We start from the raw sequence: 15,965 nt of genomic DNA on the forward strand, positions 1-15,965 counted from the left end.
CGAACGGTCAGTTATATTATGTATTAGACTGACCAGTTGGTCAATATAATACAAAGGGAGCGCAAACATGAACAAAATCATCAATTTCTCGTTAAAAAATAAGTTCGCAGTTTGGCTACTAACCATTATTGTTACTATTGCGGGGATCTACTCTGGACTCAATATGAAGCTGGAAACAATTCCTGATATTACAACACCGATTGTGACAGTAACTACGGTCTATCCTGGTGCTACACCAGAAGAAGTAGCTGATAAAGTTTCAAAGCCGATGGAAGAACAACTACAAAATTTAAGCAGTGTTAACGTTGTGAGTTCATCATCTTTTCAAAACGCATCTTCTATTCAAGTAGAATACGATTTTGACAAAAATATGGAAAAAGCAGAAACAGAAATTAAAGAAGCTCTCACAAATGTAAAACTCCCAGAAGGTGTTAAAGATCCTAAAGTTTCACGAGTAAACTTCAATGCTTTTCCCGTTATTTCGTTAAGCGTAGCAAGCAAGAATGAATCTTTAGCTACTTTAACTGAAAATGTAGAAAAAAATGTTGTACCGGGATTAAAAGGACTTGATGGTGTTGCATCTGTTCAAATTGCTGGTCAACAAGTAGATGAAGTACAGCTCATCTTTAAGAAAGATAAAATGAAAGAACTAGGACTAAGTGAAGATACTGTAAAAAATGTGATTAAAGGATCGGATGTATCTTTACCACTTGGCTTATACACATTTAAAGACACGGAAAAATCAGTTGTTGTAGATGGCAATATTACAACGATTAAAGCATTAAAAGAACTTAAAATCCCAGCTATACCTTCCTCACCTAACGGTCAAGGTAGTCAAAATGCTGGCGCTGGTGCGCAAACGCCACAAATGAATCCAGCCGCTATGAACGGGATTCCAACAGTTACATTAGATGAAATTGCTGACATTAAAGAAGTTGGGAAAGCAGAATCCATTTCTCGAACAAATGGAAAAGAAGCAATTGGAATTCAAATTGTGAAGGCCTCTGATGCAAATACAGTTGATGTTGTAAATGCAGTAAAAGATAAAGTAAAAGAACTTGAGAAAAAGTATAAAGACTTAGAGATTATTTCAACATTCGATCAAGGTGCACCTATTGAAAAATCAGTAGAAACAATGCTGAGCAAAGCAATTTTCGGTGCTATCTTTGCGATCGTTATTATTATGCTGTTCCTACGAAATATTCGAACAACGTTAATCTCTGTCGTTTCAATACCACTTTCTTTATTAATTGCTGTTTTAGTCATAAAGCAAATGGATATTACGCTTAACATTATGACACTTGGAGCAATGACCGTTGCTATAGGCCGCGTTGTCGATGACTCAATTGTTGTTATTGAAAATATTTACCGCCGTATGTCGTTATCAGAAGAGAAATTGCGCGGAAAAGATTTAATTCGTGAAGCTACGAAAGAAATGTTTATCCCAATTATGTCTTCTACCATCGTAACAATTGCTGTATTTTTACCACTTGGACTAGTAAAAGGTATGATTGGTGAAATGTTCTTACCATTCGCCTTAACTATCGTCTTCGCTTTATTAGCATCATTACTAGTAGCAGTTACAATCGTACCGATGCTAGCTCATTCCTTATTTAAGAAAGAGAGCATGAGGGAAAAAGAAGTACATCATGAAGAAAAACCAAGTAAATTAGCAAATGGGTATAAACGCATACTTGCATGGGCTTTAAATCACAAAATTATTACATCAAGTATCGCTGTTCTTCTATTAGTTGGTAGTCTTGCACTTGTACCAGTTATCGGTGTAAGTTTCTTACCTTCTGAAGAAGAAAAAATGATTATCGCAACATACAATCCTGAACCAGGTCAAACGTTAGAAGACGTTGAAAAAATTGCAACAAAAGCTGAGAAGCACTTCCAAAATAATAAAGACGTCAAAACAATTCAGTTCTCATTAGGTGGAGAGAATCCAATGAGTCCTGGTCAATCAAACCAAGCAATGTTCTTCGTGCAATATGATAACGACACGAAAAACTTTGAAAAGGAGAAAGAACAAGTCGTTAAAGATTTACAGAAGATGTCTGGCAAAGGCGAATGGAAAAACCAAGACTTCGGAGCAAGTGGCGGTAGTAACGAAATTAAACTATACGTTTACGGAGATAGCTCAGAAGACATTAAGCCTGTCGTAAAAGATATTCAAAATATCATGAAGAAAAATAAAGACTTAAAGGATATTGACTCTAGTATTGCAAAAACATATGCAGAGTACACTTTAGTCGCAGATCAAGAAAAGCTGAGTAAAATGGGCTTAACGGCTGCACAAATCGGAATGGGACTTTCTAATCAACATGATCGACCTGTTCTGACAACAATTAAAAAAGACGGTAAAGATATCAATGTATATGTAGAAGCTGAAAAACAAAATTATGAAACAATCGATGACTTAACAAATCGTAAAATTACAACACCACTTGGTAATGAAGTGGCTGTGAAAGATGTTATGACTGTAAAAGAAGGTGAAACTTCGAATACAGTGAAACACCGCGATGGTCGTGTTTATGCAGAAGTAAGTGCAAAACTAACATCTGATGACGTTTCAAAAGCATCTGCCGCTGTTCAAAAAGAAGTAGATAAAATGGATCTTCCTTCTGGCGTAGATGTTTCTATGGGCGGCGTTACAAAAGATATTGAAGAATCATTTAAGCAACTTGGCTTAGCGATGTTAGCTGCGATTGCCATTGTATACTTCGTTCTTGTCGTTACATTTGGCGGTGCCCTTGCACCATTCGCAATTTTATTCTCGCTACCATTTACAATTATCGGAGCTCTTGTTGCCTTATTAATCTCCGGTGAAACATTAAGTGTGTCTGCAATGATTGGGGCGCTTATGTTAATCGGTATCGTTGTAACAAACGCAATCGTGCTTATCGACCGCGTTATTCATAAAGAAAATGAAGGACTATCAACACGTGAAGCTTTATTAGAAGCTGGTGCAACACGCCTTCGCCCGATTTTAATGACTGCAATTGCAACAATCGGGGCTCTTATCCCGCTTGCATTAGGATTTGAAGGTAGCGGCTTAATTTCTAAAGGACTTGGTGTAACAGTAATTGGTGGATTAACAAGTTCAACGTTATTAACACTTCTTATTGTTCCAATCGTTTATGAAGTATTAAGCAAATTTAAAAAGAAAAAAACAAAATAACAAAAAATAACCTCGCTAACTGCGAGGTTATTTTTTATTTCCAAACAAGACTAGAAAATCACCATAGCCTTCTTTCTCTAATTCCTCTTTTGGAATAAATCGAAGGGCTGCAGAATTAATGCAGTAACGAAGTCCATTTGGTCCTGGACCGTCTGGAAATACATGCCCAAGATGTGAATCTCCTTCCTTACTTCTCACTTCTGTACGCGTCATATTATGACTCACATCCATCTTTTCTTTCACACTTGCTGACATAACTGGTTTTGTAAAACTAGGCCATCCACATCCACTATCAAATTTGTCTAGAGAAGTAAATAGCGGCTCACCTGAAACGATGTCTACATAAAGACCTTCCTCTTTATGGTTCCAATACTCATTTCGAAATGGTGGTTCTGTACCATTTTCCTGCGTTACATAAAACTGCATCTCATTGAGTTTTTCTTTTAAATGAGCATTATCCTTTGGCCAATGTTGCTTAATAAAAGCATCTCGTCCTGAGCCTTTACGATATAACTCATAGCGGAATGTGTTTTTCTTATGATATCCTTGGTGATATTCTTCAGCTGGATAAAATGTAGCTGCTGGTAGTATTTTTGTAGCAATTGGTTTTGAAAAGCGCCCACTCTGCTCAAGTTCTTCTTTTGAGGCTTCTGCTTTTTTATGTTGTTCTTCATTATGATAAAAAATCACTGTTTCATAAGACTGTCCGCGGTCGTGGAATTGTCCTCCAATATCGGTCGGATCAATTTGTCTCCAATATATATTTAACAATTCCTCATACGACATTTTATTTGCATCAAATGTAATTTGTACCGCTTCATAATGTCCTGTTGTTTCTGAGCACACTTCTTTATACGTTGGGTCCTCTTTATGACCGCCTGTATAACCTGAAATAACCTGTATAATGCCCTCCATCTCTTCAAATGGAGAAACCATACACCAGAAACACCCTCCAGCAAATGTAGCTAACTCTACCTTTTCATTTACAGCCATTCTTTCACCCCTATTCTATGTTCTTCTTACAGTATGGCATAAGGAACATCATGTTATAAAAGAAAAAGCATCGAACATCGATGCTTTTTCTTACTTCACTTTATTTTTCCCAACATCCTTCTCCATTTCATCACTTGTCACATCTAAAACATCTAGTAAGAAAATGAAGATTGGAATACCGATAATCAGTCCCCATACACCTAAGAAGTGCTCTGAGAAAATTAATACCATAAAAGTATAGAAAATCGGTAAATTTGTTTTTTGCGACATAAACTTCGGATTTAATACGTAACTTTCAAGCGCATGAATCACTGTTACGATAACTAAAATATAAACAACGTACATAATACCGCCAATATTGTAAGCAATCATACAAAGTGGGAATAACGAAATGATAACCCCCGCTACTGGAATTAATCCAAGCAAGAAAATCATTAATGCTAAACCTAATAATTGCGGGAATCCTAATATCCATAATGCGATAACTGAAAGAACACAGTTAACAACAGCAATTAAAAATTGTGCTTCGATTACCTTTCCAAATGAACGTGCAAATTTCTTTCCGAAGTACTCAATTTCAGTATAGAAAATTGCAAGCCTGCTTTCTTTAAACTTTGCAGTAAAACCAACAATACGAGATTTTTCTAATAAGAAAAACAAACTCAAAATTAAAGAAAGTAAAACCTGAAGGCCAAATTTACCAACATTCGTAATCGATTTATACAAAATGTCTACGCCTTGTCCTACATATTTAGAAAGCTCCATATGATTGACAGCATTAACTGCATACTTAATTAGTTCACTATCTGGTGGGTTTCTTAAAAATACATTGAATTGGTAAATCAGTTGTGAAATTTGTATCGTCAATACTGGTAAATATTTAAATAGCGTAATAGCAATTCCACCAATTAACATTACATATAGAAATGCTATAATAATTTTTCGATTAATAGGCATGAAATGATCTAATTTGCGGGAAATAAACTTTTGGAATCGATCCATTAAATACGTGAGAATAAACGTAATTAATATTAAATTCAACATACTTTGCAGCCCGTATAACACGAGAGCAAGTATTACTAATACGAGTAACCTCTGAAATCCTTTACTTTGAAACAGGTTTTTTATTTGCATAATCGACGAATACTCTCTCCTGTCCTATAAACTAAAACGTTACTAAGTAGATTTCTCTCTCTTTTCTACTTTTAATTATTCATTCATATTAAGATTTTTATAAACTCATTATATGCCTACCTTAACAGGTATACAGTAGCTTACTTCTTATTTTACAATACAATGACCTAATTCAAAACGTATTCTACATAGTATTAATGAAGATTTAAGGAAACTTACATTTTTTTAAATAGGTCTTACCACTACTGTAACATAAAAAGCAAGCTATCAGTAGAAATCTGTCCTACAAATAGCTTGCTTTTCTTGTTTTTTAAGTAAGTTTTACTATCCAATGAATGGTATGAACATTGGGATGACAACTACTGTTACAACCCCAACTACCGTTACAGCAATACTTGCCATTGCTGCCTCTACCTCACCCATTTCAATTCCTACCGCAACTCCTAATGCATGACCCGCTGTTCCAAGCGCTAAACCTTTTGCAATCGGATGTTTCACTCTAAATGTTTTTAAGAATAATGCTCCTAATGCGTATACGATAACTGCGTTGAAAATAACTGCAAACGATGTAATTGCTGGAATACCACCAATACTTTCTGAAATTGGTAACGCAATTGCTGTTGTTGCTGCTTGTGGTAGCATTGAATTCATTACTGCTGTATCTAAACCGATTGCTTTTGCAACAATGAACACGACAATTACTGAGCAAATAGATCCAACCACGATAGCTGATAAAATTTGCCACCAATATTTTTTCAACTTATCAACTTGTTTATAGAGTGGGATAGCAAATGCAATGGTTGCTGGCTCTAAGAAGAAACTAATCATTTTTCCGCCAGTATTATATTCTTCAAAAGTAAAGTTACCTACCTTTAGAAAGACAATCCCTAATACCATCGCTACGAATAATGGCGTAAATAGGAAGAACCCTTTTGAATGCTTGAATAATAATGTTCCGATTCCGTATGCGATTAATGAAACGACGATTCCGAAATATGGAGTCATTGTGCTTGCCATGTTCATTACCTCCTAACAATATATAAATGCAATGGTTACGCAACCTTTCCGTGCTTGCGTCCTTTATTTACTACTTTCAATTCTTTTGTATCTTCTGTTTCTTTTTCATCTTTTCCTAAAATAAATTGTGCAAATAACCCTGTTACAGCGAGTAAAATAACTGTTGCTACAACAATTACAGTTAAAATTTGTACAAAGTATTGCCCCATTACACCAAGAGAATTAATAACTGAAATACCTGATGGGACGAATAAGAATCCAATAATACCTGTTAAAGCTGTTCCGAGTGATTCAACTTGCTCCAATTTAATAACTTTTAAACATAATAGACTAAATAAAATAACTAACCCGATTACCGATGAAGGCATTGGAATTGGTAAATGTGTTGCAATAATATTAGAAATTAACATAATAGCTGAGAATATGAATGCTTGTGATAAGAAACTATATACTTTTTTCGTACTCATTTTGGCCACCTCTTTCGATTTGGTACCTTTATTGTATAGGATACAAACGTATAAGTAAGCGTTTACATAACAGAACGTCAAATATACAGAATCAGTTACAAATATAAAAGGATGAAATACAAAAGCTGCTTCTTAAATACGAAGCAGCTTCTTGAGTTCTTTTGCATATGTACGGCTAACAGGTACTTTCGATCCTTCTTTCATGATTAAATTATAAGTAGAATTAAACCATGGCTGAATTTCAGTAATATGATTAATATTCGCAATAAAGCTACGGTGTACGCGCATGAAGCTTGCTTGTGGTAACTTCTTCTCTAAAATTACAAGTGTATCATGTGTTACATACGTTTCCCTCATTGTTTTTACTGCGACTTTCCCATCTACAAGCCCTACATATATAATATCTTCAATATTCACAAGTACGATTGATTCTTCAATTGGTAATGCTAATTTATGCATCTCTGCTGTTACATCTGTCCCCTTTATTTCGTGCTTCGTTTCTATTTGCGCTTGTTTTTGTTTTTTATACTTCTTTAATGTCTGCACAATACGCTCTTCATCAAATGGTTTTAAAATGTAGTCTAACGCATCTACTTCAAATGCTTGCAGCGCATATTGATCATAGGCAGTAGCAAATACAATTGCAGGTGGATTTTTCATCTTCTTTAAGATATTCGCGATTTCAAATCCGTTATCATCGGATAATTGAATATCTAAAAACACAATATCTGGTCTACTTTGCATTAGTTCTTCTAATGCGTCTTCCACACAATCAGCCTCACCAATTATCTCAACTTCTTTCGTTCTCTCTAATAAATACTTTAGTTCATCACGTGCTAACATTTCATCGTCAACTACTAGTACTTTTAACAATCTGCTCTTCCTCCCCTACTTTTTTTGGAATAACAAAAGTAATCTCTGTCCCCTCATTTAATTCACTTTCGATATGAAGCATCGTTTCTTTTCCAAATAATCCAATAAGACGTTCATTAATATTATATAAAGCTGTTCCAGTCCCTTTCTTTGACGAAACTACCATCTTTCCTAATTGTTCTAAACGTTCTTCCTCAATTCCCTGTCCATTATCTTTTACTTCAAAGTGAACCATACCCTCTTTTTCAAAAACATGCACTTCCACTTCGCATACTGGTTGCTTCTTCGGAAAAGCATGTCGCAATGCATTTTCAACCAATAGTTGAAGAACAAATGGTGGTACTAAAGTTGTCTTTAGCTCATCCTGAATATACATCTTTACCTCATACTTATTTGGGAACCTTGCTTGTTCTAGGGATAAGTATGCCTGTACATGGTTTAATTCTTGTTCTAGTGGAATCAATAACTGACGTGCCCCTTGCAAATTACAACGGAAATATACGCTAAGCTGTAATAATAACTTCCTTGCTTTTTCTACATCTGTTCGGCATAAAGCTGATACTGTATTAATCGCATTAAATAAAAAGTGCGGGTTAATTTGCGCTTGTAATGCTTTTATCTCCGCATCTTGAAGTAATTTACTTTGCAACTCAGCTTCTCCTAACTCTAACTGCGTGGAGAATATTTTTGCTAACCCTTCTGCTAATTCCTCTTCCACACGACTTAACTGGTTAGGATTTTTGAAATAGAGTTTTAATGTCCCTATCGTATTTCCATGCGAAGTTAGTGGAATTACAATCGCCGCTTGCAAAGGGCAGCCTTCATGTTGACAATTAATAACCTCACGTGATTTCGCTTTCATTATTTTCCCTGTGTTTAACACTTCTTTCGACAAACCGGTTATTAAACTATGTGAAGGAATATGGTGATCTGATGCTAATCCAACATGAGCTAATATTTTCTCTGTATCTGTTAAGGATACCGCATCTGTTCCTGTAAAACGGTGAATAATTTGTGCCACATGCTTACATGATTCTTCTGTTAAGCCTTGGCGGAAATACGGTAACGTTTTATCTGCAATACGTAATACTTTATGAGTCTGAAGTGCCTTTGCATTCTCCTCCTGACGCAAAATAGCTTGTATCATAGAAAGTAAAATAAAACTTCCAAAACTATTTACAAGAATCATTGGTATCGCTATTGTTTTCACAACGCTAATTCCATCCTCTATAATTAATAAAATCATAAGCATTTCTAAAGATACGATAAAAACACTTAAAACTGCTGAAAATTTAGGAGTAATTGTACGATTATATTTTTTGAAAATATATCCGATATAACCAGTTATAATCCCAGCTAAAATAGAAGAGATTGCGCAGCTTAGCGCTGTCGTACCACCAAGCATATAACGATGAATACCAGCAATAAATCCTACTCCAACCCCTACGATAGGGCCACCAAGTAAGCCGCTAATACCGACACCCATAATACGCGTATTCGCAATTGTACTTGACGAAGAAACACCTTGTAACCAGTTTTCATTCATAATCGTATTTCCTGCTATTTCAATCCCAGTGTAATTGCTTACAATTGTAAATACCGAAAAAATACAAATAAGCTTCAGCTTATCTACATAGCCATCCTGTTTATGAAGGAGGCGTCTGAAAGTTTTAATATGAGAGAGTAAAAATCCTAAAATAACTATAAGTCCGACTCGTTCAATCATCATGAGTACTAAATTTAGCATCTTTGATTCATTCCTTTTTATTTAGTAGTTTTATTATGGGAAAATAATGAAGTCGGCGTCAAGAAGAACGAAATATTTTTTGAAATATTTTACACATAATAACTTCCTCTTTATTTGACAATACAATAGAAGAGTGCTAAAAATAAAGTAATATAATACAGTCCTTTAACCCAACCCCGTGAGGTTGAGAAGGAAGTCGGAATATAATATACGTATGTTCTTTTTGGGGGATACGTATGCTTTTTTGGCCTTCTCATCATATCAGGTGAGAAGGCCTTTTGTTATTCTTCCATAGCGACTGTAGAAAATAAGGAGGAGTAATAATGAACGTCACTACTGATGTACAACAAATAACAGAGGAGACGAAAGCGAAAAGATATAAAACATTATTTGGTTCTGCGCTAGGATATGCAGCAGAAGGTTTAGATATGTTGCTATTATCTTTCGTACTTGTCTATATTTTAAAAGAGTTTCACTTAAGTCCTGTTGAAGGTGGAAACTTAACATTAGCTACCACAATAGGGATGTTAATTGGTTCTTATTTATTTGGATTTATTGCTGATTTATTTGGCCGTATTCGTACAATGGCCTTCACAATCTTACTGTTTTCACTAGCAACCGCACTCATTTATTTCGCAACAGACTACTGGCAATTATTAATTCTGCGCTTTTTAGTTGGAATGGGGGTTGGTGGTGAATTCGGAATCGGAATGGCCATTGTAACAGAAACATGGTCTAAAGAAATGCGCGCTAAAGCGACATCTGTTGTTGCACTTGGATGGCAATTTGGTGTACTGGTTGCTTCACTCCTTCCGGCATTTATTGTCCCGCACTTTGGATGGAGAGCCGTTTTCTTATTTGGATTAATTCCAGCTTTACTAGCTGTCTATGTCCGTAAAAGTTTAAGTGAACCGAAAATATGGGAGCAAAAACAACGCTACAAAAAGGAACTGTTGCAAAAAGAAGCTACAGGTAAATTAACAACTACTGAAGCAGAACAACTAAAACATATAAAAAAATTCCCACTTCGAAAGTTATTTGCCAATAAAAAAGTAACAATTACAACAATCGGTCTCATTATTATGTCGTTTATCCAAAATTTCGGATATTACGGAATCTTCACATGGATGCCCGCTATTTTAGCAAATAAATATAACTATACATTAGCAAAAGCAAGTGGCTGGATGTTCATTTCTACCATCGGTATGCTAATTGGAATTGCAATCTTTGGTATTCTAGCTGATAAAATTGGTCGCCGTAAAACTTTTGCAATCTATTATATTGGCGGTACAGTATACTGTCTCATTTACTTCTTCTTATTCACAGATTCAACATTATTATTATGGGGAAGTGCATTGCTTGGATTTTTTGCAAATGGAATGCTGGGAGGATTTGGGGCAATTTTAGCTGAAAACTATCCTGCTGAAGCTCGCTCTACCGCTGAAAACTTTATTTTCGGTACAGGACGTGGGTTAGCTGGATTTGGGCCTGTTATTATTGGCTTACTCGCTACAGGTGGCAACCTACTTGGAGCATTGTCCTTGATTTTTATCATCTACCCAATCGGGTTAATTACAATGCTACTATGTGTACCAGAAACAAAGGGAAAAGTATTAGATTAAACGTAAAAGAGGAAGCATCTCATTTAAGATGCTTCCTCTTTTACGTTTTTATTTATTTTGATTTACTAGCCTTCTGAAATAAGAATGCAGTTTTATCTTCTTCTTTTACAATACCTTGTTTTAATGCTAATTCTCCCGCAACTTTAGGTGCTAACCATAGCATTGGGAATAACAAAATTGATACCGGAACTGCCGTCACCACGATAAACGATTGTAGCGCATTAATACTTCCTTCACCCATATATAAAAGAATTGCTGCAACTGCGCCCATAATAAGCGACCAAAAAATTCGCAAACTAATTCTAGGATCTCCGTCTCCAGTCACTGCCATTGAAATGGAATACGCCATTGAATCTCCTGTTGTCACTACAAATAAAATTGTTAATAAAAGAAATGCTGGTCCAATAATATTAGAAAGTGGCAATTGTCCTGTAATTGCAATCATAGCTGCCGGCATACCAGATTCACTTAATGCGTCCGAGATAGACCCAGGATTCATCAACTCATAAAACACGCCTGATCCACCTAATATAGTAAACCAAAACGTTGTAATAATAGGTGCGATAATTCCAATTGCAACGATGATTTCTCGAATCGTTCTCCCTCTTGAAATTCGACTCACTAAAATTGCCATCATTGGTCCGTATCCAATAAACCATCCCCAGAAAAAGATTGTCCAAGATCCTAACCAACTTGTATCACCACGGTATGTGCTCATCGGTATAAACTCATTTACATAAAATCCAAACGAAGAAACAAACGAATCAATAATAAATCCACCTGGCCCAAATAGTAATATGAATGCCATTAATACAATTGCTAATCTAACATTTAAATTACTTATAATTTGAATCCCTTTATCAATACCTGTTACTGCCGATATGGTAGACACGGCCACCACACAAACAATAATTGCTAATTGAGTAGTAAACACATCAGAAATTCCAAATAATTCTTGTAATCCATAACTTGCTTGTAAACCTAAAAATCCAATTGGGCCAATTGTACCTGCAGCTACTGCAATAATTGCAGCTGCATCAATTATCGTTCCAAGCAGGCTCTTTCTTAATTTTTCCCCAAAAATAGGATATAAAAGCGTTCGAGGTTTTAGCGGCATATCTTTATGATAATGTCCATACATCATAACTACCGCACTAATTGTACCTAAAATCGTCCATGCTAAAAATCCCCAATGCATATAACTTTGTGCTAAAGCAGGCATGACTGCTTCTTTCGTTCCAGCAGATATACCATCATGTATTGGTGGCACCGTCATCAAATGATACATTGGCTCTGCTGCTGCCCAAAAAACGCCACCTCCGGCAAGTAATGTAGACATAATAATAGCAAGCCATTTTGCCGTACTAATCTCAGGTTTTTCTAATCCTCCAAGCTTAACTCTCCCATATTTGGAGAACGCCATACACATCGCAACAATAAATGTACCTAATAATAAAACTTGCCAGAAGGCACCGAAATATTTAATTGAAAAAGCGAAACTTTTATTAATCGCACTCTCTACATAATCCTTGTTCAAAAAAACTGCAATTACAAATAATAAAAGTGAACCACCACTAATAATAAATACAGGCCAATCAGTTTTTCGACTCTTCATCCTCATTTACACTTCCTCCTTCCTCAGCAATCTAAAAAAACAACTTTATTATGTTTTATTGTTTAAAACCAAAACACAATAATTATATATGCATAACATTTTATTGACTTCCCACATACTTATGTTGTCCCTAAAAATATGCCAAATCCCTTATTAAAAAGAAAGAATCTCTTCCTCTTACATAAAAAAGCAAAACAAAAGACCTTATATTTCTATAAGGTCTTCGAAACAGAAATTTGATTATAACATAAGGAACTCCTTGGTTCAAAAAGCCTCTTCCAAAAATAACCGAGAGTAAAGGCTTCCATTTGCTACATAACAGTAATTTAAAAAAATTATATTTCACAGAAAAAACCTACACTAAATATCATTTATGAAAGAAATTTGGCTTCAAAATTTCATTCGGATACGGTTTATGATAAATGTGGGTGGTAGCTGGAGATAATGGTGGAATAAGCCATACCCAATTACCTGTTACAACACGACCACAAGCAGCTTCTTGCTTCTCAAATTGCTGAAATTGTTGTGCAGCAGTATGGTGATCAACAATACTAACTCCTTGTTTTTTGAAGGAGTGTAGTACGGCAATATTCAACTCAATTAGCGCCTTATCTTTCCATAAGGTACCGTTTCTGGATGTATCTAAATCCATCATCTCCGCAACAGCCGGAAGTAAATTATAACGATCATGATCTGCTAAGTTGCGCGCCCCAATTTCTGTTCCCATATACCATCCATTGAACGGAGCGGCTGTATAAGAAATACCGCCAATTTCTAAACGCATATCTGAAATCATTGGAACACCATACCATTTTACTCCAAGTGATGAAATAGGGTATTCTGGGTGTTCAATTGGCACTTCTTTTACTTCTTCTCTCGGAATTTCTTTATATATAGGCGCTTTTCCATCTATAGAAAACACAAGTGGCAATACATCGTAATTCGTACCTTCTCCTTGCCAACCAAGCTCCTGACAAAAGTCCGTAAATGTAGCGGAATGAGCATCACCAATCACTCCCGTTTCTGTTTTATATCCTGCATATCGAATCAATTGGTGATTATAAATTCTTATATTATTTTCCTCACCTTGATATTGCTTAAAAATCGTAATGGTTGGTTTAACTTTCCCGTCGTTCGTTGCATATTTAATATGATGAATTAATGCATTATATACACCCTCTTCATCATTTACTTCGCGCGCATCTAATATGTGCATCTTACTCCAAAATAGTCTCCCAATACATCTATTACTGTTACGCCATGCCATTCGTGAACCATGAACAAGTTCTTCAAATGTATGCTCATATGTCCCTGTCTTCTCTATCTCAATTTGAATTTCTTTTATACGTTCTTCTATCAATTGTTCTTTATAAAGCTCCTTATAACAAATCGTAATAAAATTACTTGCTTCCTCTATTAATTGTTTCGTTTTACTCATAAACAATCTCCTTCTATTTCAACAAAACCCTGCTACTTTACAGTATAAGCAAAAAGGATAGGAGTCACAAATGAAAGTGAGAGTGTTACTTTTATTGTAATATTTTTCAGAAAATTAATGGAATTACTATTGACTTATATGGAAAATGGGTGTATTTTTGACTCAGGTAAAGTATTTTTACCTAGACCAACTTTTTAAGTCGAAAGGAGGGAATGTTATGTCTTCATTTCAATTGCCAAAGCTTTCATATGACTATGATGAACTAGAGCCACATATTGATAGCAATACACTTGCCATTCATCATGGAAAGCACCATGCGACATACGTAAACAATTTAAATGCTACTTTAGAAAATTATACTGAATTACATAATAAATCTTTAGAAGAATTGCTATGTAATTTAGATGCTTTACCGAAGGAAATTGTTACAGCTGTACGAAATAACGGTGGTGGTCACTATTGTCATAGTCTTTTTTGGGAAGTGATGAGCCCACGAGGTGGCGGTGAGCCTAATGGAGACGTTGCAAAAGTAATTGATTATTATTTCAATACCTTTGACAACTTAAAAGATCAACTTTCCAAAGCAGCTATTAGTCGTTTTGGAAGCGGCTATGGATGGCTTGTTCTTGACGGTGAGGAACTCTCTGTTATGAGTACACCAAATCAAGATACGCCTTTGCAAGAAGGGAAAATCCCCTTACTCGTAATTGATGTATGGGAACATGCTTATTATTTAAAGTATCAAAATAGGCGCCCAGAGTTTGTTACCAACTGGTGGCATACAGTAAAATGGGACCAAGTAAACGAGAAGTATTTACAAGCAATTCAATCACAAAAACATTAGTCGTACGTATAAGGTAAATTTGGTAATGTAAAATCAGTATTGTCGAAATCCTCCAGAATCCCCCGGATTGCCACCGGGGGATTTATGATTACTTCATTGTATTTATATAATGTTTTAAAATATTTTTTATTTCTAGTTTCAGCTCTCGGAACAAAAATCCGAATTCACGAGCCTTTCCATTATGTAACGTACAGTTAGTTACCTCATTATAAGGAGCTATATTTCCCCCAGCTTTCTGAATGAATGCTTTTATTCCTGTCTTCTCTTCTATGAAATGAATAATTTCTTCCATAGAAACTACTCCGTTACTACAGGCGTTAATTGGTCCTCTCACATTTGCCATTCCGCACCAAGCTAGAAACTCTCCTGCCTCTTTTTCATGTATAAATGACAAAGTTCCATCTACATGATCCACAACGATAGGTTTTTGGTTCACAATACATTCAACGTAAAATTGTAACCTTTTCGTATAATCATTTTCTCCAATAACAACTGGAAAACGCACTGCAACGACTGGGAATGTTGCATGTTGAAATACAACGGCTTCAGCTAATCTCTTTCCTTCACCATAATTGAAGTCATTCCTATCTCCATACGCGATTGCATACTCGTACGGATTAAAGTCTTCTTCTGATAAGCTTAGGGCAGGTTCATAGACGGCCATTGAAGATGTCATAACATATTTCTTCGTTTTCCCTCGTAACACTTCACATATTACCTTCGCTGCATTCGAGCTATAGCATAAATTATCGTATACAATATCATAACTTTTATCTTCTAGACGCTCTGCTAGTTGTTTTTCATCTTCCCTATCTACAATAAGTCTTTTTACTCTACTGCCAAAAGAATCTTCCGTAATTCCTCTCGTCGCAATCGTTACATCGTGCCCCTCTTGCAAAAGTGCTTCTACTAAATGTTTACCAAAAAATCTTGTTCCCCCTAGCACCAATACTTTTTTCAACTTCATCATCCCCACTTTAGCAAATTGTAAAATACTACCTCTCTATTATAAGTGCTAACATATAAAAAGC

12 protein-coding genes are annotated in these 15,965 nt (G+C 35.5%); 3 read left to right on the forward strand and 9 right to left on the reverse strand.

The window, feature by feature from the left end; genetic code table 11:
* Positions 1 to 67 precede the first annotated feature (67 nt).
* Positions 68 to 3,184 carry an efflux RND transporter permease subunit gene (locus ACTFR8_RS27200; protein ID WP_100619702.1) on the forward strand — a complete coding sequence of 1,039 codons (3,117 nt, stop codon included), beginning with the start codon at positions 68 to 70 and terminating at the stop codon, positions 3,182 to 3,184.
* A gap of 27 nt (positions 3,185 to 3,211) precedes the next feature.
* Here the strand turns inward: ACTFR8_RS27200 and msrB are convergent, their stop codons facing one another.
* The 6 genes from msrB to lytS all read right to left on the reverse strand — a co-directional run bounded on the left by msrB (position 3,212) and on the right by lytS (position 9,415).
* Complete coding sequence (gene msrB / locus ACTFR8_RS27205; RefSeq protein WP_000290175.1) at positions 3,212 to 4,177, reverse strand: peptide-methionine (R)-S-oxide reductase MsrB; 966 nt, start codon at positions 4,175 to 4,177, stop codon at positions 3,212 to 3,214.
* 90 nt (positions 4,178 to 4,267) lie between these two features.
* Positions 4,268 to 5,311, reverse strand: a complete 1,044-nt coding sequence (locus tag ACTFR8_RS27210; RefSeq protein ID WP_001166010.1) for an AI-2E family transporter — start codon at positions 5,309 to 5,311, stop codon at positions 4,268 to 4,270.
* A gap of 324 nt (positions 5,312 to 5,635) precedes the next feature.
* Positions 5,636 to 6,328 (reverse strand): antiholin-like protein LrgB, encoded by a 693-nt coding sequence (gene lrgB, locus ACTFR8_RS27215; protein WP_000168868.1) that lies wholly within the window; start codon positions 6,326 to 6,328, stop codon positions 5,636 to 5,638.
* 35 nt (positions 6,329 to 6,363) lie between these two features.
* Positions 6,364 to 6,795, reverse strand: a complete 432-nt coding sequence (lrgA, locus tag ACTFR8_RS27220; protein WP_000104901.1) for an antiholin-like murein hydrolase modulator LrgA — start codon at positions 6,793 to 6,795, stop codon at positions 6,364 to 6,366.
* Between the two features lie 132 nt (positions 6,796 to 6,927).
* The gene (locus tag ACTFR8_RS27225; protein WP_100619701.1) at positions 6,928 to 7,668 is read right to left on the reverse strand and encodes a LytR/AlgR family response regulator transcription factor; all 741 of its coding nucleotides are present in this window, start codon (positions 7,666 to 7,668) and stop codon (positions 6,928 to 6,930) included.
* On the reverse strand, positions 7,646 to 9,415 hold the full coding sequence (lytS, locus tag ACTFR8_RS27230) for a two-component system sensor histidine kinase LytS (protein ID WP_000933591.1): 1,770 nt from the start codon (positions 9,413 to 9,415) through the stop codon (positions 7,646 to 7,648). Before lytS ends, ACTFR8_RS27225 begins: the two co-directional genes overlap by 23 nt.
* A 323-nt stretch (positions 9,416 to 9,738) precedes the next feature.
* Between lytS and ACTFR8_RS27235 the strand changes: the two genes are divergently transcribed.
* Positions 9,739 to 11,037, forward strand: coding sequence for an MFS transporter (locus ACTFR8_RS27235; protein WP_252209748.1), 1,299 nt, complete (start codon positions 9,739 to 9,741; stop codon positions 11,035 to 11,037).
* 52 nt (positions 11,038 to 11,089) lie between these two features.
* On the opposite strand, the gene ACTFR8_RS27240 is transcribed toward ACTFR8_RS27235, so the two are convergent.
* Positions 11,090 to 12,658: a BCCT family transporter gene (locus ACTFR8_RS27240; protein ID WP_001242442.1), complete on the reverse strand. Its 1,569-nt coding sequence runs from the start codon at positions 12,656 to 12,658 to the stop codon at positions 11,090 to 11,092.
* 361 nt (positions 12,659 to 13,019) lie between these two features.
* Positions 13,020 to 14,090: a nitric oxide synthase oxygenase gene (locus ACTFR8_RS27245; protein ID WP_144608160.1), complete on the reverse strand. Its 1,071-nt coding sequence runs from the start codon at positions 14,088 to 14,090 to the stop codon at positions 13,020 to 13,022.
* 217 nt (positions 14,091 to 14,307) lie between these two features.
* Between ACTFR8_RS27245 and sodA the strand changes: the two genes are divergently transcribed.
* Entirely contained in the window at positions 14,308 to 14,934 is a 627-nt protein-coding gene (sodA, locus tag ACTFR8_RS27250; RefSeq protein WP_100619700.1) for a superoxide dismutase [Mn], read from the forward strand.
* Between the two features lie 88 nt (positions 14,935 to 15,022).
* On the opposite strand, the gene ACTFR8_RS27255 is transcribed toward sodA, so the two are convergent.
* Positions 15,023 to 15,904 (reverse strand): NAD-dependent epimerase/dehydratase family protein, encoded by an 882-nt coding sequence (locus tag ACTFR8_RS27255; protein WP_100619699.1) that lies wholly within the window; start codon positions 15,902 to 15,904, stop codon positions 15,023 to 15,025.
* Positions 15,905 to 15,965 lie beyond the last annotated feature (61 nt).

Source organism: Bacillus cereus group sp. MYBK15-3, from assembly GCF_051916765.1.
GTDB lineage: Bacteria > Bacillota > Bacilli > Bacillales > Bacillaceae_G > Bacillus_A > Bacillus_A cereus.